Source organism: Burkholderia sp. AU28863, assembly GCF_002223195.1.
Classification (GTDB): Bacteria; Pseudomonadota; Gammaproteobacteria; order Burkholderiales; family Burkholderiaceae; genus Burkholderia; species Burkholderia sola.
In genome coordinates this window covers 465352-483815 of the sequence record NZ_NKFE01000006.1, presented here as the reverse complement: position 1 = coordinate 483815, position 18464 = coordinate 465352, and the positions used below count along the sequence as shown (strand labels likewise).

At 62.5% G+C, this 18464-nt stretch carries 15 protein-coding genes; 5 read left to right on the top strand and 10 right to left on the bottom strand.

Features of this window, described 5'->3' with window-relative positions:
* The first annotated feature begins 21 nt into the window (after nt 1-21).
* Nucleotides 22-756 (top strand): polysaccharide deacetylase family protein, encoded by a 735-nt coding sequence (locus CFB81_RS28840; protein WP_089437407.1) that lies wholly within the window; start codon nt 22-24, stop codon nt 754-756.
* A 187-nt stretch (nt 757-943) separates the two neighbouring features.
* On the opposite strand, the gene CFB81_RS28835 is transcribed toward CFB81_RS28840, so the two are convergent.
* Entirely contained in the window at nt 944-3025 is a 2082-nt protein-coding gene (locus tag CFB81_RS28835) for a hypothetical protein (protein ID WP_089437406.1), read from the bottom strand.
* A 247-nt stretch (nt 3026-3272) separates the two neighbouring features.
* Here CFB81_RS28835 and CFB81_RS28830 point away from each other — a divergent pair, with 247 nt between their 5' ends.
* The gene (locus CFB81_RS28830) at nt 3273-4391 is read left to right on the top strand and encodes a helix-turn-helix transcriptional regulator (protein ID WP_089437405.1); all 1119 of its coding nucleotides are present in this window, start codon (nt 3273-3275) and stop codon (nt 4389-4391) included.
* A gap of 61 nt (nt 4392-4452) precedes the next feature.
* Here the strand turns inward: CFB81_RS28830 and CFB81_RS28825 are convergent, their stop codons facing one another.
* The 7 genes from CFB81_RS28825 to CFB81_RS28795 form a co-directional block, all read right to left on the bottom strand.
* Nucleotides 4453-5688: a DUF3443 domain-containing protein gene (locus CFB81_RS28825; RefSeq protein ID WP_256976357.1), complete on the bottom strand. Its 1236-nt coding sequence runs from the start codon at nt 5686-5688 to the stop codon at nt 4453-4455.
* A gap of 17 nt (nt 5689-5705) precedes the next feature.
* On the bottom strand, nt 5706-6146 hold the full coding sequence (locus CFB81_RS28820) for a DUF2844 domain-containing protein (protein WP_204494090.1): 441 nt from the start codon (nt 6144-6146) through the stop codon (nt 5706-5708).
* Nucleotides 6147-6486: 340 nt separating this feature from the next.
* Nucleotides 6487-7212 (bottom strand): OmpW family protein, encoded by a 726-nt coding sequence (locus CFB81_RS28815; RefSeq protein WP_089437402.1) that lies wholly within the window; start codon nt 7210-7212, stop codon nt 6487-6489.
* A gap of 213 nt (nt 7213-7425) precedes the next feature.
* Nucleotides 7426-9387: an acyl-CoA synthetase gene (locus CFB81_RS28810; RefSeq protein WP_089437401.1), complete on the bottom strand. Its 1962-nt coding sequence runs from the start codon at nt 9385-9387 to the stop codon at nt 7426-7428.
* A complete protein-coding gene (locus tag CFB81_RS28805; protein ID WP_089437400.1) occupies nt 9384-10340 on the bottom strand; it encodes a fumarylacetoacetate hydrolase family protein in 957 nt (318 codons plus the stop codon). The genes CFB81_RS28810 and CFB81_RS28805 overlap by 4 nt, the downstream gene beginning before the upstream one ends.
* 36 nt (nt 10341-10376) lie before the next feature.
* A complete protein-coding gene (locus tag CFB81_RS28800) occupies nt 10377-11447 on the bottom strand; it encodes a VOC family protein (RefSeq protein ID WP_089437399.1) in 1071 nt (356 codons plus the stop codon).
* A 7-nt stretch (nt 11448-11454) separates the two neighbouring features.
* Nucleotides 11455-13149, bottom strand: a complete 1695-nt coding sequence (locus CFB81_RS28795) for a bifunctional 3-(3-hydroxy-phenyl)propionate/3-hydroxycinnamic acid hydroxylase (RefSeq protein WP_256976371.1) — start codon at nt 13147-13149, stop codon at nt 11455-11457.
* A 118-nt stretch (nt 13150-13267) separates the two neighbouring features.
* On the opposite strand from CFB81_RS28795, the gene CFB81_RS28790 reads away from it, so the two are divergent.
* Nucleotides 13268-14047 (top strand): TetR/AcrR family transcriptional regulator, encoded by a 780-nt coding sequence (locus CFB81_RS28790; RefSeq protein WP_089437397.1) that lies wholly within the window; start codon nt 13268-13270, stop codon nt 14045-14047.
* 120 nt (nt 14048-14167) lie between these two features.
* On the opposite strand, the gene CFB81_RS28785 is transcribed toward CFB81_RS28790, so the two are convergent.
* Nucleotides 14168-15085 carry an MFS transporter gene (locus CFB81_RS28785; protein ID WP_256976356.1) on the bottom strand — a complete coding sequence of 306 codons (918 nt, stop codon included), beginning with the start codon at nt 15083-15085 and terminating at the stop codon, nt 14168-14170.
* A gap of 446 nt (nt 15086-15531) precedes the next feature.
* Between CFB81_RS28785 and CFB81_RS28780 the strand changes: the two genes are divergently transcribed.
* Together CFB81_RS28780 and CFB81_RS28775 are read left to right on the top strand one after the other, a co-directional pair.
* Nucleotides 15532-15918, top strand: coding sequence for an ectoine synthase (locus tag CFB81_RS28780; RefSeq protein WP_089437396.1), 387 nt, complete (start codon nt 15532-15534; stop codon nt 15916-15918).
* 107 nt (nt 15919-16025) lie between these two features.
* Entirely contained in the window at nt 16026-17192 is a 1167-nt protein-coding gene (locus CFB81_RS28775) for an MFS transporter (RefSeq protein ID WP_089437395.1), read from the top strand.
* An 8-nt stretch (nt 17193-17200) separates the two neighbouring features.
* Here CFB81_RS28775 and CFB81_RS28770 read toward each other — a convergent pair whose 3' ends face one another.
* Complete coding sequence (locus CFB81_RS28770; RefSeq protein ID WP_089437394.1) at nt 17201-18070, bottom strand: LD-carboxypeptidase; 870 nt, start codon at nt 18068-18070, stop codon at nt 17201-17203.
* Nucleotides 18071-18464: the final 394 nt, after the last annotated feature.

Sequence of the window (18464 nt, the reverse complement as noted above, 5' to 3'; positions counted from 1 at the left end):
CCGCTTTCCTGCGATCCACCCATGCTTGCGCGCATCTCCCGCTATCCGATCCTGATGTATCACCAGATCCGCCCGCTGCCGCCGCCGACCGACCGGCTGCGCGGCCTGAGCGTCGCGCCCGACGCGTTCCGCCGCCAGATGATGCTGTTCAGGCGGCTCGGCTATCGCGGCCTGAGCGTGCGCGAACTGCAGCCGTACCTGCGCGGGGAGCGGCAGGGCAAGGTCTTCGGCATTTCGTTCGACGACGGCTTTCTCAACGTGCTCACGCACGCGATGCCCGTGCTCGACACGCTCGGATTCACCGCGACGTGCTACTTCGTCGCCGGCCGGTTCGGGGGCGCGAACGACTGGGACGCGGGCGCGCCGACCGCGCGCTCGCCGCTGATGACGTGCGAGGACATGCTCGCGTGGCGCGATCACGGTCATGAAATCGGCTCGCATACGCTCGATCACGTCGCGCTGTCGTATGTGCCATCGACTGTCTCGGACTTTCAGCTGACCGAATCGAAGCGGAAACTCGAAAAGCTGAGCGGTCAATGCGTCGAATCGTTCTGCTACCCGTACGGCGATCTGGATGCGCGCGTGCGCGATCAGGTCATCGCCGCCGGTTACGGCAATGCGACGACGACCCGGCGCGGATGTGCCGGTGCGAACGACGATCCGTTTCTGTTGCCGCGAATTCCGGTCGCGGGCGGCGTCGGAGCCGTGAGGCTGGGGTTCAAGTGTCTGAAGGCACGGGCGGCGGCGGGCTGGTAGCGCGCATCGTCGCCGGTGCATGCGCCGGAGCACGGCACATCCGCCGACATCTCGATACCCGTCCATGCCGTGCATGAGAACGAGCTGGCCCCGCGGTCGCGCCAGGCCGGCGAGCGGGAACGCGCCGACGGGTCGCGCATCGTCCCGCCGGCCACGTGTTCGCCGCACGCCTCGGTCCGACCGACCGTTACCGGTCGTACTCGAAGGACTCGGTGAAGACTGTGTCGATCGAATCGGACCAGTTCAGGCTCACGAACGAGAAGTCCGTGCTGCCGCCCCAGCCGGCCACCGACGGGAACGCGACGCCCTGATCGCCCGGCACGTTGAGCGTCACCGCCGCACCCGGCTGAACCACCGGCGCCGATGCAATCCCGTTGACGAACGTCGCCACTGTCTGCCCGGTCGCGGTTGCGCGGATCTGCACGTTGCCGCGCTTGACGAACGGCAGCCCCGCTTTCGACGTCCAGCCCAGCGGGAAAGTCGCGCCGCCCGCGAACGTGGCGGCGGAGCCCGGCGTCAGCTTGTCGCGCGTGGACTGTGCGAGGTCGTGCCACGCGTACTGACGCAGCGCGTCGGGCGACGGCGACGGCGTACGCAAGCGCACCGTGTAGTGCCTGGCCGGCGTCGACGTGTTGCCGTTCTGGTAGACGTCGATCGTATAGGCGCTGAACGGCTTGATGTCGGCCAGCTCGGCGGTGCTCAGTTGCGGCTTCGCCCACGCGGTATTGTTGCGCGGCGCGTCGCCCGGCCACGTGAACAGGCCCTGGTTCGCCGGATCCTGCGCGACGCCGGCCAGGCGGAAGTTGTTGCGGCACTGCGCACTCTTCGCCAGTACGGCGAGCTGCGCCGGCGTCTGCCCGCTGGCGATCTGCGCACGGATGTTCAGCGTGTCGCAGGTGCCGCTCGACGGCTGGAGAAACACGCCGTTGCGCAAGCCGGGGCCGTTGACGATCGCGAAGTCCACCGCCGTGCCGGCCGCGTCGACGGCGCCCACCTGCAGGTTGAGCGAATCGACGAACGCGTTGGTCCCCGTCGACGGATTGGCCGGGTTCAACCAGTCCCACTTCTGCGCGTTCGCGTTGACCTTGCTCAATACCGCGCGCTGGTTGCCGATCACGCGCCAGCCGGTATCGCCATTCGCGAGACTGCCCGGCCGCACCGCGAGCTGCACATGTTGCTGCATGCCGTCGCGAATGCCGTCGCTGCGTGTCCACGCGAGCTTGATCCACATCGTGTCGCCGGCGACGACGCGGATGACTTCCGGCAGGCTGAAGCTGGCGTTGTTCATCGCATCGTCGGCCACGATGCCCGGCGCGCCGCCGGCCGGCGCACCGAACTCCTGGTCGACCGACATCCCGTTGTTCAGATATGCGGCGGGCACGCCTGCATTGAGCGCGCCGGACGCGACATCGTCGACGAAGATCTGGCCGCACGCCGATACGCTGCCGCCCGTGCGCGCAGCGCCGGTCGACCCGGCGAAACACTGGTTGAGCGCGCGCTGCAATGCCGCCAGATCGCTGGCGCTCGGCAGGTTCGACACCACCGCGCCATTGATCGTCGCGGCAGCCGGCAGGCTGGCCTTGTCACTCGCCTGCGGCGCGACGCCGGGCGCGAGCTGAAGCTGCACCGGCGTATCGCTGGACGCGCCCGCCACCGAGCTGATCTGGACACCGCCATCCGGCAGCACGTTGATCTTCAGCTGGTCGAGCAACCGGTCGAGCCCCGGCGCACCCGCGGTCAACGGGCCGGAAATCAGGTCGACGCCCGTATTGCCGGTGGCGGCCAGCAGGTCGGCCAACGCCGTCGAATAAGCCTGCACCGTGCCGGCAACGGCCTGGGCCGTGACCTTGCTTTGCAGCAAACCGGTGTCGGCCAGCAGCTTCGTCGGGTCGCCGCCGACGATCGTGGCGGCGATCGCGTTCGTGATCGGCGTGATGTTGATCGTCTGCGTGCCCGCCGTGGCGCTGAGCGCGATCAGCGTGGCCTGCGAATCGGCGACGTTGCCGTATGCGGACAACGCAAAAGGCGCGGTCAAGCCGGTCACCGCGCAATGAAACGCGCCGGTTGACGCATCGGCCGGGCAGTCGACCGTCCTGCCCGTCGCATCGACCAGCTTCACGGTGGCGGCCTGCATCGCCGCGCCGGCCGCCGCGACGCCGCTGACTGTCTGAGCCGCCGGCTGCCCGGGCGGTGGCGAAGAACTGTCGCTACCACCGCAAGCCGACAGGACGAGCGCTGCAATACCGGATACGACAGGCGTGAGTTTCATTGCGTTTCCCCCGACATCCTTCTGGTTGATGCGTGTCATATGCACCGCTCATGCACGCTGGATGGCGAGGATTCTCGCAAAGCCGATTTTGACGATCATCATTCACGTGGATGAAAATCGGGAAATAACATCGCATGAAACGCAAACAACCTGTGTTAGCCTGAAAACAAATCCTGAAAATTCGGTATTCGAAGCAATATCGTCAGACAAAAACCACATACGAAGATCGCGAAGCGACGGGGGAAGCATGCAACGGGACCAACTCATCGGGGACCTCTATGAGGCCGCGCTGCAGCCGAACGGTTTTCTCGAAGTTTTTCATCGGGTATCCGAATCGCTCGGCGCAAACGTTTTTCACATGTTCAGTTGGGACGCCGCGCGCAATGCCCCGCAATTCTCGATCTATTCGCCACGCGCGGAATTCGACGAGATCATCGCCCTCTACGACCAGTATTACGGCGCGCTCGATCCACGTCGCGGCTTCGTCGAGAATGCACCGTTCGGCGAATTCGTTTGCTGTCAGGATCACCTCACCGACCGCGACGTCGAACGCAGCGAGTTCTTCCAGGACTTTCAGATTCCGTCCGGATTTCGCTACCTGATGGGGATTCGCTTCGCGCGCCCCGGCAGCGACAACATTCTGCTCGGGCTACTGCGAGCGCACGGCCGCACGCCGTATTCGCCGGAGGAACGCGCAACGCTGACCGGTATGGCCAGGCATCTGCAACGCTCGATCAACCTGTGGCGAGACGCACGCGTGCTGCATCGCGACGCCACGCTCGGCGCCGAACTGATGGAGGAGCTGGGCCTCTCCGTCTTTGCGCTGGACAGGCACGCGCATGTCGTCTTCGTCAACCGGGCGGCAGAGTCGATGCTGCGCGCCACCACCTGCCTCAAGCTCGAGAACGGATACCTGAGCGCGACGAGCGCGCCGCAGAACGATGCACTCAAGGCGACGTTGGCGCGTGTCGCGAAGACCCGCAAGAGCGAGAGCCTTGCACTTTCGGGCACGCTGGTGGCCGCGCATGAAGTCTTTCTCAGCATCGCGGCGCTGTCCGGACAGGCGCTCCATGCGACGTTCGGCGATGCGACGATGCTGGTCACGGTCAGGCGACGCGGCGCGGCCCCGCTCGTCGTCGCGCAACAGTTGCGGCAGTCGTTCGGTTTGTCGAGCGCCGAAGCGGCGGTGGCCGAAGCGCTGATCAACGGCAAGACGCCTGATGAATGTGCGGCCGGCGCGGGTGTGTCGCTGGCGACGGTGCGTACTCAATTGCGGGCGATCTATGAAAAGACTCATTCGCGGAATCAGGCCGAGGCGGTCGGACGGATGCTTTGGGTGCTGCCGCAGCATAAGTGCAAGGATTGAGGCGGCGAAGGGGCGAGTGGTCGTATTTTGTTCGTGATCAGTGGCGGCCCCTCTCAACGCATCAGTATGCGACGTAAGGCGCAGACCCGCCTTCCGCCGAACGATCCAGGCCAAAATAGATTGTCCGACCGTAAAAGTAGGGCAAGCCGAGATCGAGCCAGGAGGACGATCCGAAGTGACCAGCGACGTCATTGAATGCATATGTCGAACTTTTTGAGAACAACGTATCTGCATTTGCGACGGAGATGGAAACCATGCTCGCCGTGCCATCGAGACCAACCAGAGTCGCGGCATAAGTGGTCGTCGTTGATGGGCAATAGAATTGCGTGTTCCTGGTACACGTGATCTGCGACGAGTCATCGAAGAAATTCGCATTGGATCCCGTATCAAAGAACGCGGTGACCTTTCTGGAAAGAAACGCTCCCGGCACATCACCCGTCGTCGTCGACATCAGCTTCGTGGTGGCACGAAATGCATTGTTGCTTCGAGTGCCGATGCCAAAAATCAACGAGCCCGTCGCGCTTTCCTGACCGCCTGCCGAAATCTGCGGCATTTGTACGATCACGCCATTGTTGTCTGCGGCAAACTGACTGACGGGGTTGCTGACCTGTTGCGATAGCGGCACGGTGACTTGTGCGCAACTCGCGTTTCCGTCCATGCACGCGTAGTAGTTGCTCAACGACGCGACCTTCACACAGGTTGCGCCGCAATCATAGGGCGCCGGGCCAATTCCAAGAATGCCGTTCGCACCAAGGTCGCTGGCCGAGTTCACAGCCTTGTTCCCGTTCGTACAGGAACTTGGCACGTTGTCCGTTCCGAGATCGCCGATGATCTGCACCGGCAAGGAACTCGCACGTTCATCGCCAATCGACAGGTCAATCGTCCGAACCGTGCCCCACGTATAACTCGACACGAACATGCCGCATTCGGAAAGCGTCGATCCGTCGCTTGTGATCGTTTTAGGCAGGCTGTCGATGACGCCTGGAATTGCATCGCGTACGATCCGCAAGCCATACGATGCCGTGTCGACGAGCACATTGGACACCACCTGGCAGCGTGACGTTCCGGGCGCACAAATCTTGATGTTGACGGTCGGAATGTTGACGACGCGTGCAACGCCTCGCGCGACCGTAACGATTGCAGTATTTCCAGTGTTGCCGTCCGACGCACCCGAACTACTGACGCCCGTTTCGCCGGAACCTGAATCGCCGCCGCCGCACGCAACGAGGAAGGCTGTCGAGACGGTCATCAAGCTGAATATGCTCGACCACCGAACGACAGTACGGAAAATGCTCATGATCATTCTCATCGGGGTTACAGGATATCGTTGCCGGTCAGGCCGGATGGAAGCGCAGGCGGCAACCAGGCTTGCCCGGAAAATGCCCCCATGTGCCCTCCTGTTTTAATCACGACATTGCTCGTCGATACAGATACCGGCGTACGCCAGCCACGAAGCGCATGCGCGGCTTCCACGCCTGCGCTGTAATCGCGAAGATAACCGCCGAACACCGACGCGAGATCGGGAACCGTCGGCCCTTGCCACGCTATGCCGAAGACGATTCCGTCGCCCGATGTGTATTCGCGAATCACGGTTCCCGATTCGAGCGTAGATTCACGGATGATGTAAGCGGCCGGGTTCGCCGTCAGGCCATCGGCCGCTCGATTCGCAGGCCGTATCACGCGCACTTTCGCGGCATGATCGGCGGCGGACAGCGACATCGGTGCGCCACCCAATTCGGCATGCGCACATGGCATCGCCAATCCCGCGATGAGTGCAGTGGCGTAAGCACAGCTGATCGACTTCACATTTCCCTCCCGGGGGTAACACCAGTGCAAGAGGTTCGAGACGCCTCTGCTGCAAGTGGGCTCCATTGGAATCAAGCAACCCTCGACGCCGAGACCGGTCACCACGAGCCCTCACGAAGGCCGGCCGCGGCATCGTATGACATTAAACTCAATACTGATATTTTCGTCACTTAGATTGATCGAGCGTATTCTCGAATATTTCTTAACGCCGATGTCACATTCGTCGTCCGTACGACCGCACACGGGCGCGGGTTGATACACGCAAGTACCGTATCCACGTCAATGCGGCTCAGAAGCGGTATCCGACCGAAAGGAACGTCACGATCGGATTGACCCGGAATTTGCTGGTGCTCGTGACCGTGCCGACGGAGGACCGCGTAGTCAGCGTGGCGCGCGTCGATACCCACGAATACGCCACCGACGCGTTGATCGACCAGCGAGAATCGATGTTGTAGGTCAGGCCGCCGTTGACGACTGGCGCGAAGGATTTGCTGAGTGACACGGATGTCGGCCCCTCGAGCGCTGTCCCGACGGTCGGCGAGAAATAGATCTGGCCAGTGGAAACGGGGTTGCTGAGCTTGACGTTGCTGAACCACGTGTAGGTGACGCCGGCGCCCAGATACGGCCTGAGCCGCGCATTCGGTTGGCCGAAGTAGTAGTTGAAGATGATCGCCGGGCTCCAGGCCCGCGCGGTCCCCAGCTCGCCGAAGCCGCTGAGCGTACCTGCGCCGTTCAAGTGCCATGTCGGCGGAAAACCCATGACCGTCGTCGCCGCGATATGGTCGGTCACGAAGTACGTTGCGGTCAGTCCGAACGTATCGCCGCTTGCGATCTCGCCACCGCTGCCGGTCATCACTTGAGACCGACCGAGCGCATTGACGGTCAGCGGATCCGCCGACCCTTGCGGGGCAAAGTGGGACCAGCCGGCATTGACTACCCACTGACCGGCTGATTGCGCATGCGCGCCGGAGATGGCCGCGAGCAGTACGACGGTTCCTGCGCTGACTCGTTTCATGAATGTCTCCCTATTTTGGTGTTGGTGTTCAAGAATCGTGAAACCTGCCTTCATCCCCGAGCACCAGACGTGACTCGCGGGCTGTTCCTGCGCTGATGAAGCGCGACGCCAAAGGCATCGGATGCTTCGCCGTTAATCCAAATCCCCTCTCCATAACTTCGTATTCCGAAGTTATTTTCTTGCTTCAACCGCAAACGTTCCGATAATCGGCGATCAGTGATGTTCGGGTTCGACCGAAGTTGAAAAGGCAAACGGGAAGCGGCCCATCACCGTATTGGTGTTTGCCAGCTGCGCACGGTCGCTCAGCGCCACGTGCAAGGCGAGCCCGCGCGACGGGTCGTCCACCATGCTGACTCGAGCGCCCTCGACGCCGGCATCCTCGAGCGCGGAGATCAGCGCGTCGAGCGTCTCCCGACGTTTGAGTTCGGGCTTGAAGATCTTGCCGACCGCCGTGAGCGGCATCGCATCGACGATATGAATCCGCTTCGGTATCGCGGCACGCTCGCCGATCGAGCCGCGTATGAATGTGTCGAGTTCCGCCTCGGTTGCTGTCGCGCCGGCTTTCAACTGCACGTAGGCAACTGGCAGCTCGCCTGCATGCACGTCGGGACGTCCGATTGCCGCCGCGATTTGCACTGCCGGGTGGCGGTGCAGCGGTTCTTCGATCGTCGCCGGATCGATGTTGTGACCGCCCCGGATGATGAGTTCCTTGCGGCGGCCCGTGAGCCAGAAGTAGCCTTGCGCATCGCGTCGCGCGAGGTCCCCTGTGTTGAGCCACTGCCGGCCGTCGCCGAGATCGAGCCACAGGCTCTTGTTCTGGTCTTCCTGAAGATAACCCGCGAAAACGTTCGGCCCCGAAATCGTCAGCACACCGACTTCGTCCTCGACGCAATCGCGCACGTAGCGGCCGGCGTCGTCGAGTATCACCGCCTTCATCATTTGGCCGGGGATGCGCAAACCGATCGAACCGAGACGCCGTTCGCCGCCCGGGGGATTGACGCTGCTTACGCATGCACCCTCGGTGAGCCCGTAACCTTCGAGGATCCGGACCCCGGTGCGATCCTGGAACGTGCGGAATACTTCCACGGGCATCGGCGCGGCACCGCAAAGCCCGTACTCGAGCGAGTCGATATTCCGGCCGCCGACGGGCACGTCGAGCAACGCCGAATACAAGGTCGGCACCGCGCTGAAAAAATTGATCCTGTGCTCTTCGACGATTTCCCAGAATCGTTTGACGACTCCGTCGCCGCGATAGCCCTGTGGCGTACCCAGCACGACATGTGCGCCGCGCGAGAACGGCACCAGGCCCGTTGCCAGCACGGCATTGACATGGAACAGCGGCAGTCCGCAGAAAACGGTCTTCCCCGGGCCCATCCCGGCACCGACGACCTGCCCGACGCTCCAGGCATTGGCTACCTCGTTGCCGTGCCGGCGAATCGCGATTTTCGGCAATCCCGTCGTGCCACCCGTGCAGAAGTAGGACGATATGTCGTCGGCTTCGAAACGCCGGCGGATCAGCAGCGAATCACCGGATTCACGCGACATCGCACAGTCGAAATCGTGGATCGCGACGTGGCGCGGAACGGCGCCGCGCACGCCCGCGCGCCCGTGCAGCCGTTTGCATTCGCGACGCTGCATCATGCGTGCCGCGATTCGGCGCCACCCCTGCACGCGCTCGGCCAGGTCGATCAGGACGAGGCTTTGCAGCGACGGCACCTGGCTCAGGATCGGTTGGATCTTCGACCAGATATCCGTTCCCGGAAAGGGCGCCAGCGTCACCAGTACTTTTGCGTTCGCGGCCTTGAGCAGCGACGCGATTGCCGGCCCCTCCAGCAACGGATTGATCGCGCATACGATCCCGGCCGCTTCGCCTCCCCAGATGACGAAATGCGTCTGCGGCAAGTTCGGCAGCACGTAGGCGACCACCGAGCGGCGATCGATGCCGAGGCGCGAAAACATGTTCGCGGTCCGGGTGATATCCCGCAGAAGCTCCGTATACGTCCAGCGCAATGGCTTGCGATGATCGTCGGCACGCAGGAAAAATGACAAGGCTGGCGCGGTCGGGTCGATCGCCGCACCACGGCCGATCATTTCGTAGGTGCTGGCCGGGAGGTCGGCGGGCGGCCCCTGATTTTCGATCCGAAGCACGTCCTCTTCGGTTGCGATGGCGTTCATGCGAGCTCGTCCACGATTCGGTTGCGCTGCACACCGAGGTCGATCGCCCCGTCCCTGCTCCGGATGCGCGACTCGACCAGATCCCCGGCCTTCAGGTACTGCGGGCGCGCGGCCTGAACCTTCGTGAACATCCGCCACTTCATGTGCTCGGGCAGTAACGCGGCAATCCGTTGCTTCGCCGGCGACGGAATGCTGAGCGCACATCCGGACGGCGTGCCCGTTGCCAGCAAGTCGCCGGCGTTCAGGTCCTGAACGCCCGAAAGCTCCGTGAGCGTTTCGGCCGGACCGTACACGAGGTTCCCGGTCGAATCGCTCTGCCGCACTTCCCCGTTCACGGTCAGTGTCAGGGTCAGCGCGCGCAGCCGCGCGATATCGCTTGTCTCCAGCAGGCACAGATACGGCCCCACCGGTCCGAACGTTCGATAGCTTTTCCCCTTGTAAAACTGCATCTGGGGGATCTGGATATCGCGTGCGGAATAGTCGTTGACGATCACGAGGCCGGCCACGTACTCGTGCAGGTTCTTGTCCGTGATGGCTTGCCGGGACGTGATATCGCGGCGAAGCACGAGCCCCAGTTCGATCTCGTAGTCCAGGAACCGCACATGTTGCGGCCGGATGACGTCGGAATCGGCGGCGACGATGCAGCTGGTCGCCTTCGTGAAGATCATGTTGAACGACTTCGCGTCCGGATTCATGCCGGACTCGATCATGTGCTGGCGATAGTTGGCGCCCTGGCAAACGAACCGTTGATTGCGCGTGACCGGCGACAGCCACTCGACGTCCGACTCGGGAATCGTTTCTCCGCCGAGCGAGGCGAGTTCATCGATCCGATGTGCTCGCACGAATTCGCCGGTCGTCGGGTAGTCGCCCGGTATCGGTGTGATCCGGTGATTGCTCACCACGCCCCATTGGGCGCGCCCATGATGCCGATAGTGCAAGACGTGCAATGCCATGAAGATGCCTCGAACAGGTCTGAGTGAAGATGAAGGTCACGCAAACAGTTTCGCGAGCGTGCGCAGCTTCGCGAACGTGACGTCCGGACTGGTCCGGAGGTTTCGGATCAGCGATGCGATGCTCGCGGCGGTGATCTTCGGTTTGGTGAAGCTGCGCGGCATCCGCGGGCCCCACTGCGACATCGCTTCACGGCTGACTTCGTGGATGCCCGTCGCCACGTCCGCGGTGAACATGTCCCCATCGCAATAGTGTTCGTGCTTGTCGCCCCAAGGGTCCTGCCAATAGTCGAAGACCTGGCTGCCGAGAATGTGCCGCCCCATCCCCCATGCGTGCGTCCATCCTTTTTCGCTCAGCACACGCTGCCCGACGCCTACCGCGTCCGCGTCGACCAGCTCGAATGCCGAGTGGCTGTAGAGCGCTGCGAATCCCTGCGCCAATGCCAGGGTATGGTGATCCGTGGGCGTCGCTCCGCGATCGAGTCGCAGGAACGCGACGGCGGGCGATCCATCCGGCAGCACCTGAACGTCGCTCGGGATGAAGCCGAAGTGAGACGTGTACCACGCGCAGGTCGCCTGGAAATCGGCGAGTTCGAGCACGACATGACCGAGGCGAATCACTTCCGGCGCCTCCAGCGGCGGACGCTGGGTATCGTTCACGCGAACGACGGAATCGGGCGAGTTGAACGGTAACGCCGTCCGGTGCGGCAGGGCGCCGGCCCGCGCTTGTCCCGCGACTGCGTCGACACGAAAACCCGACGGATCGACGAGCGTGACGCGATGCCCGCCGCCGGGCCACGGCGACGGCTCCACGTTCGACGCGCCCGGCACGTCGGCAAGCTTGCGCAGTGCGTCGATATCGTCAACTTCGAGCCCGAAGCCGACGAAGCGGCTTTTTTCCGCCCGCCGGACGACGTAGCAGAACGGTGTGGCGGCCGTGCCTCGGAGGAACAGATGTTCGCCGTCACGGGGTACCGTCCGCAGGCCGAAATCGTTGAGAAATCGTTCGGCCCGTTCAAGATCGGGACGCTCGAACATCAAATAGGAAAGCGCCCGAGCCTTCGTCGTCGGCCGGGGATTCCGCGCGGGTTGTGCAGTAGTGAGCTTCATGGGGGCCTCAGGAAGTCGGCTGAACAATGTGGCCGGATAGCGACGGCAAGGAGGTACGCGCGCCAAGCAATTGCAGGGATTCGAGGACGAGGCGGGTCGACTCGGCCACCGGGCCTTCGTGCAGGACGGTTTTGTCCGGCCGAATCACGGCCGCCCAGCCAAACCGCACGACACCCGGCATGAACGTGCCGTCCAGGTCCTCCCATCCGTCGCTGTCGGTGCGGTGAAGGCGCTGTCCGCGGTGCACGACCTGCACCACGACACCACCCGCCGCAATCAATGCGGCTCGCGCGCCAGCGTCGAGTTCGACGCCCGGATCCCGTCCGAATCCGATCAACGCGAGACCGCTGCCGAACACGTCGTCGCTCAGGCGGATCGCCCCATCGTGCTTGCGCAGCCATCCCTGCGGAAGGACGGCTCCGCGCACGAGCCGCGTGGACGAATAGCCGGGGACGAACAGGCCTCTCCGGAACGCATTCTTCGGCTTGATCCCGAGCTCGTCGAAGTGATTCCGCAGCACTGGAACGAGCCGCGTCAATCGCATCAGACCGTGCGTAAACAACGCGACCCCGGCATTTCGCGGCATCACGAGCTTCCCCATGAATTTCGCGACGCCGATCATCGCCTTGGCGTGAGGTCGGCGTTCCTGATCGTAGGAGTCGAGAATTTGCGGGGTTGCGTGGCCTTTGACGACCCACGTGAGTTTCCAGCCGAGATTCGCGGCATCACGCAGGCCGGCGACGAGCCCCTGGCCGACGAAGGGCGGAGTGATATGGGCGGCGTCACCTGCAAGAAAAACGCGTCCTTTGCTGAATGTCGTGACGGTTCGGGCATGAAAACGGTACACGGCCTTGCGTTCGATCACCATGTCCTCGATGTCGCCCCACGGCGCGAGCAGCTCGCGGATGCGTTCGTCGGATTCCATCTCCTCTCGCGTCTCGCCGGGATGGAGCATGAACTCCCAACGCTCGCGGCCACCGGGCGCGGTCATATGAGGTGTCGGCCGCCGGTGGTCACAGATGAACTCGACATGGTCGATGGGCCGACGCACGTTTCGCGCGTCGACGATCAACCAGTCTTCCGCGAACGTCTTGCCCTTGAAATCCTGTCCGATCAACTGGCGCACAATCGAACTGGCACCGTCGGCACCGACGACGTAGCGAGCGCGCACGACGTGCCGCGCGCCCTGGCCGCCGTCGAGCGTGGCGGCGACGTGATCGGCGTGCTCGTCGAGCGAGACGAGCGTCACACCGAGCGCCATTCGGGCGGTGCGATGCGCGGTCAGTCGGGCACGCAAGCATCGCTCCAGGTCCGGTTGATAGAACGTCACGAGCTTCGGATGGCCATCGATGCTCCCGAGCGTGTTGATGCGCCCGAACTCGCCGAACCAGGGAGAGCGCATCCGGACGTACGGGATCGCCACCGTATCGAGGTCGGCTTCGTTCACCCCGATGTACTGCAGGATGCGAAGCGCGTCGTTGTCGAGCGCGATCGCACGCGGCGCCATGAAAATCTCCGCCGCCCGGTCGACGACAAGCACACGCACGCCGTCCCGGCCAAGAAGCGCGCCGATCGCCGCGCCGACGGGACCGCAACCCACAACAAGCACGTCTACATCCGATGGCAAGTCGCGGCCGCCGGAAGAGCTCGCGTCGTCGTTGCCTTCACGGACGCCAGATTCGCGCGTCAGGTTTGTCTCCACCACCGTTCTGCCTCCAATTCTTCAGACTGGCCGCTGCGGGCCGCCTTGATGACATTAAAATCATAGCTGATGATTTTGTCAATTTTGATGTTCGAACGTATACTCAAACATCCAACCCATGTGCACGCCGATGCCCAACACTTCCTCCCGCCGCACCAGAACACCGTCGCCGGCCGCCTCGAACGGGCAAGCGCCGTCGAGCCCCGAGGTTCGCGAGCCGCGAGGCGCGCGCCGAAAGCGCGAGACGCGGGCACGCTTGCTGGATGCCGCCTTTGTACTCATGGCGCAAAAGGGGATGGAAGGCGTCGCGATCAATGAAATTACGGAAGCCGCGGACGTGGGGTTCGGATCGTTCTATAACCACTTCGAATCGAAAGAAGCGATTCATGCCGCGGTTCTGGAAATCGTGTTCGAGGAGTTCGCGGATACCCTGGACCGCATCGCAGGCAACCTCACCGACCCCGCCGAGATCATTTCCGTGTCGTTGCGCCATACTTTGCTGCGAGCCAGAAGTGAGCCGGTCTGGGGACAATTTCTCCTCCGCGAAGGGCTGTCCATGCGAGCACTCAGCCGCGGCCTCGGACCTCGGTTGTTGAGGGATATTCAGAAAGGCATCCTCGCCGGGAGATTCTCGGCAAACGACCCACTGATGAGCGTCATCACGGTCGGGGGCGCGGTACTGACCGCCATTGCAATCGAACTACGATTCGATGCGGACGAGAAGCCAGTTACCGACATGTTGAACATGATCGGGTACAGTCGGAGCGGCTTTGCCGAGCGTGCAGCGTCATCCCTTTTGCAGACGCTGGGTTTGCCGCGGAGTGAAGCGATAGAGATTGCGAATCGCCCGTTGCCGCCAGCCGTGACGTCAGCGCCCAACGAATCGCCGGAAGATTAGCGATCTACCGTCCGCCGGTGATCGGAAGCCTCTTTCATCATTCAACGCTCATCGGCCCGTTGCGGGCTCTCGGAGAAGATGTCCTTGCCCGCCTGGACGGATCAGGGAAAACACCCGGAATCAGCCGATCTGCCGGACCGCTGCCCCCCGCGCCCGCCGTCTTTTGACGCCCACGAACGCCAGGCCGGCCAGCGCGATGGATCCACCATAGAACAGCAGCGCCGTCACATCCGTTCCCAGCCGGGAGAACACGAACCCGACCGCCAGCATGCCCAATCCAAGGCCAGCGCGCTCCGCGACGTACGAGATACCGATCACGCGATCGCGTGAAGCGGCCGGTGTCGATTGCAGGAGCGAATAGTAGATTGTCTCCGTGGCGGCGTCGAAAACGCCTGCCAGCAAGACGAAGCCCAACATGCCCGGCATGCCGCGTACCTCGAACACGCCGAGGAAGCACGCGAAGGTGAGGATCAGCAACACGATGAAATACGGCTCGAGCGGCCGGTGACGCGATTCGAGACGCTCCAGCAAGCGCGGCGTCACAGCCGCGGAAGCGAGCCGTCCGACGCCCCACACCGCCATCAGCCAGCCGTACAGAAACGCGGGCTGATTCGCGTCGAACAGCTGCGACTTGATCGGGAAGCCGACATTGTGCGTACCGGAGCCGAACGCCTCGACGAAGCGCGCGCCGATCACCAGCATCACGACGGCCGACAGATAAGGCGCCGTGCCTGGCAGTGCGCCGGCCTCGGCGGCAACGTGTGCCGCCTCGGCTGGTCGATGTCGACGCGGCATGTTGCCCACCCGCATCAGAAATGCAATGGCGGAAACCGCAAACGTGATCGAATCGATCAGGAATACGCGCTTGTAGGCCAGGTCCCGGAACGCGAGTTCGTCCGGGTTGGCTTGCTGAACGGCATTGGCACTGTGGTACAGCATGGCGTCGCTTACGACCACGGTAGCGAGGAAATCCGTCGGCGGCCATGTAAACAGCGGAACGATGCCCTCACGTTTTTTACAATTACCAATCAGCGTCAATTCGATGATTAAAGATCACGAACCTCGCAGAAATGGCAGGTTTAATACATCCATCGAAGTTAGAACACCAAACCCTTCCCAAATTATTAAAACGCGCCTCGCCAAGATGGCTTTTGATTAACCCCAATATCGAATACGTCAGGGCACCATCCCTTACAACTTGATAGAAAAATCGCGCGCGCAATCCATGCAATCCACAAAAATATGTAGATAAACTACATTGCGTCTATCCAGCTCGCCTCCAATACCTGGCGGGCAGAATTACATAACCACCCGAAATTCTCCGATATCCCGCCCTTGACCAGCCACGCCATCAACGGTTAATGTTGAAAAACCACATGATTTAGCCGGCCATTCTGTGACGGGCACTGGCTTGTTTTTTCGTGGCTTCGCTTCCGCCGAGAGCAGGACAATAATTTCTTACAAAAAAATAAAGGAGTGCGAATATGTTTGTCAGGAACCTGAGAGATGTCGAAAAAGATGGACTGCTTGTCGAATGGGGCTCCGGCACAAGCCATCGCTTGTTGACGGAAAAGGACGGCATGGGCTACGGCGTGTGCCATACGGTGGTGCGCGCGGGTACGGAATCGCTCCTGCAATACCGCAACCATCTCGAAGCCTGTTATTGCATTGCAGGCGAAGGCGAGGTCGAGGACATGAACGGTAACGTCTTTCCGATCCGCCCGGGCACCATCTACGTGCTCGATCGACACGACCAGCATTACCTGCGCGGCGGCAAAGACGGGGATCTGGTGCTTGTCAGCATCTTCAATCCTCCGCTCAAGGGACACGAACGGCATAACCTCGAGTCTGCGGAAGCGTCCGCTTACTGAGGCTCGATACGCTCATTCAGGGAGGCCCCGCGGTACCAGCCCTCCCGGCAACGTCGGCCGAAGCGCGCATGCATCGCGTGCTCCGCGCAAAAGAAAGGTGACTGTTCGTGCGCGCCCAGCATCAAGCCTTTTTTCATTCGCTTTTCCTCGCTCGCCTCGCCGACCAGATTCTGTTGTTCCTCGTGCCGCTGGTCATCTTTCAGATGACAGCGCGCGTGTCCTGGTCGGGCATCGCGTTTTCGCTCGAAACTCTGCCGAGATACCTGTGCTTCCCGTTTCTCGGCGCGCTTTGCGACCGGTATTCGCCCGCGAAACTGATGCGCGTCAGTCAGGTTCTCCGCGCGGCAGTATGCGTCGCGGGCGTCGTCGCCTACGACCTCGTCGGCGGCATCGGATGGCTGATCGCGCTGTCCGCGTTGTGCGGCATGCTGACGAGTCAGGGCATCGTTGCGCGCGAGGTGATGCTGCCGCAGATATTCAGCAGCCATCGCTTCGAAAAAGTGCTGTCGTATTCGCAATTGGCCGACCAGCTTGGCCTCGTGCTCGGCCCCATGCTCGCGGCGATCCTGCTGTCCTGGTGGCGCTGGGAATTCGTCGTGGCGGCCGCCGCCGCGCTGTTCGTCACGGCCGACGTCGCGCTCGCGTATTGGCAAAAGGCCAGCGCGTTCGAATTCGCGATGCCGGAAGGCACGCACGGCACCTGGTTCAAGCCGATCCGGACGGCCTTGTCTCATGTCGTCCACCTACCGGGCCTCAAGTCCGTCATCATGCTGGCCGCCGCGGAGAACCTCGTGATCGGCGTCACACTCGCGACGTCCGCCGCGATGGTCACCGGCTTTCATCACGAAAGCGGACGCTATTACGCAGGACTGCAAACGGCAGGTGCGTGCGTGACGATCGCGATTCTGCTGATGACGGCGAGGTTGCATGTCTCGACGCGCATCCTCGGCCTCGTCGGCTTCGGTTCGATCTGTGTCGGCGGCGTCATCGCGGCAGCCAGCCCGGGAATTGCGGGGTACGTGTTCGGCTTCCTGCTGATCGTCGGGTTCGACAAGATGTTCAACGTGTACATCCGGAGCACGCGGCAGAAGATCATCCCCGCGCGCGACTACGGCAAGACGACGGGCGTCGTCATCCTCCTCAACAACGTGACACAGCCGCTCGCGGGCATCGCGGTAGGCGTGTTCTCGACGCGTTTCGGACCCGACGCGGTGATCATGGTGCTGTCCGTGTGCATGGGTTGCCTCGGGTTGCTGGCGTTCCTGTCATTCTAGATTCGACACTACGCGACGAACCGGATGGCGCTGTTCTCGATGGCAGCCTGCTGGCCGTATTGCCAAGTGATGTTGCGGTGTTCATGTCCGATCGGCAGACCCGAGTAGATCGGCAGGCCTAAGCCGCCCAGCACGTCGACAAGCATCTGCTCGAGCGTGAAATCCGCGCCGTCCGGGACCGGGCAGCGCGTGAATTGCCCGAGCACCAACGCGCGGGCCCCGTCGAACGCGCCGCTCAGACGCAGCTGCGTCAGGCTGCGGTCGAGCTGGTAGCCGAATTCCGTCACGTCCTCCAGCAGTACGATCGCGTCGCGTGAGCGAAGCGGCCAGCGTGTACCCGCGACGCTCGCGAGCACCGTCACGTTGCCGCCGCACAGACGTCCCCGCACCGCACCAGGGGCGCCGGACAAATGCCGCAGGCTCAGCGGGGCGCGTTTGCCACCGGTCAGTACGGCGCGCATGTCGGCACGCGTCGCGTCGTCGACCTTGCTCGCCAGGCTGTGGAATGTCGGACCATGCAACAAGCGCACGCCGGGCCGGTCGGCGAGCGCGCAGAACAGCGACGTCGCATCGGAAAAACCGACGATCGTCTTCGGCGTCGCGATCTCGTCGGGCAGGCGCTCGAGCAGATGCGCGCAACCGAATCCCCCTCGCGCGAGCCAGACGATATCGATTGACGGATCCATCAACGCGCACCGCAGATCGTCCGCGCGCTCCTCGGCGGTACCGGCGAAATAGCGGTACCGGCTGCCGAGATGTGCGCTCGTCGTGACCTTGAAGCCCCAGCTTTCGACGAGCGCGATGCCGCGCTCGATTCCTTGCGGATCGGGCACACCTGCGGGCGCGACAACGCGCACTGTCTTGCGTCGTGATTCCATTGAACGGATACCGTGAGCCTGTTAGGGGCTGATTTTGGTTGTCAATAGCGCCCGTCGCGCAGCATGGCGAACAGGACGTCGCAGCGTCGACGTGCCAGTGTGATGACGGCTTGGTTACGACGCTTTATTGTAAAGAAAGCCGTGCTACTCGCGACATCATGGGCTCGAATATAGGCAAACGGAAATTCACCCGAAACCCGTGCCATGCACGATCTACCGTGGCTAGATCGTAACTCGCAGGCATTTGGCCCGCTCCTTGAAAGCTCGCTCTCTACCTTCCAAGATGTCGCAGACATACTTCCGGATCCGCGGATTCTCCAAACTGTGAGCCAGTTGTATCCGATGACATAGCCGGATAACGGTACTTGGAAAATTTCTTGAATTCTTCCGAGTC

Coding starts and splice junctions, on each gene's coding strand:
- CFB81_RS28840 (WP_089437407.1), top strand. CDS start 22: ATGCTTGCGCGCATCTCCCGCTATCCGATCCTGATGTATCACCAGATC.
- CFB81_RS28835 (WP_089437406.1), bottom strand. CDS start 3,025: ATGAAACTCACGCCTGTCGTATCCGGTATTGCAGCGCTCGTCCTGTCG.
- CFB81_RS28830 (WP_089437405.1), top strand. CDS start 3,273: ATGCAACGGGACCAACTCATCGGGGACCTCTATGAGGCCGCGCTGCAG.
- CFB81_RS28825 (WP_256976357.1), bottom strand. CDS start 5,688: ATGAGCATTTTCCGTACTGTCGTTCGGTGGTCGAGCATATTCAGCTTG.
- CFB81_RS28820 (WP_204494090.1), bottom strand. CDS start 6,146: ATGCCATGTGCGCATGCCGAATTGGGTGGCGCACCGATGTCGCTGTCC.
- CFB81_RS28815 (WP_089437402.1), bottom strand. CDS start 7,212: ATGAAACGAGTCAGCGCAGGAACCGTCGTACTGCTCGCGGCCATCTCC.
- CFB81_RS28810 (WP_089437401.1), bottom strand. CDS start 9,387: ATGAACGCCATCGCAACCGAAGAGGACGTGCTTCGGATCGAAAATCAG.
- CFB81_RS28805 (WP_089437400.1), bottom strand. CDS start 10,340: ATGGCATTGCACGTCTTGCACTATCGGCATCATGGGCGCGCCCAATGG.
- CFB81_RS28800 (WP_089437399.1), bottom strand. CDS start 11,447: ATGAAGCTCACTACTGCACAACCCGCGCGGAATCCCCGGCCGACGACG.
- CFB81_RS28790 (WP_089437397.1), top strand. CDS start 13,268: ATGTGCACGCCGATGCCCAACACTTCCTCCCGCCGCACCAGAACACCG.
- CFB81_RS28780 (WP_089437396.1), top strand. CDS start 15,532: ATGTTTGTCAGGAACCTGAGAGATGTCGAAAAAGATGGACTGCTTGTC.
- CFB81_RS28770 (WP_089437394.1), bottom strand. CDS start 18,070: ATGGAATCACGACGCAAGACAGTGCGCGTTGTCGCGCCCGCAGGTGTG.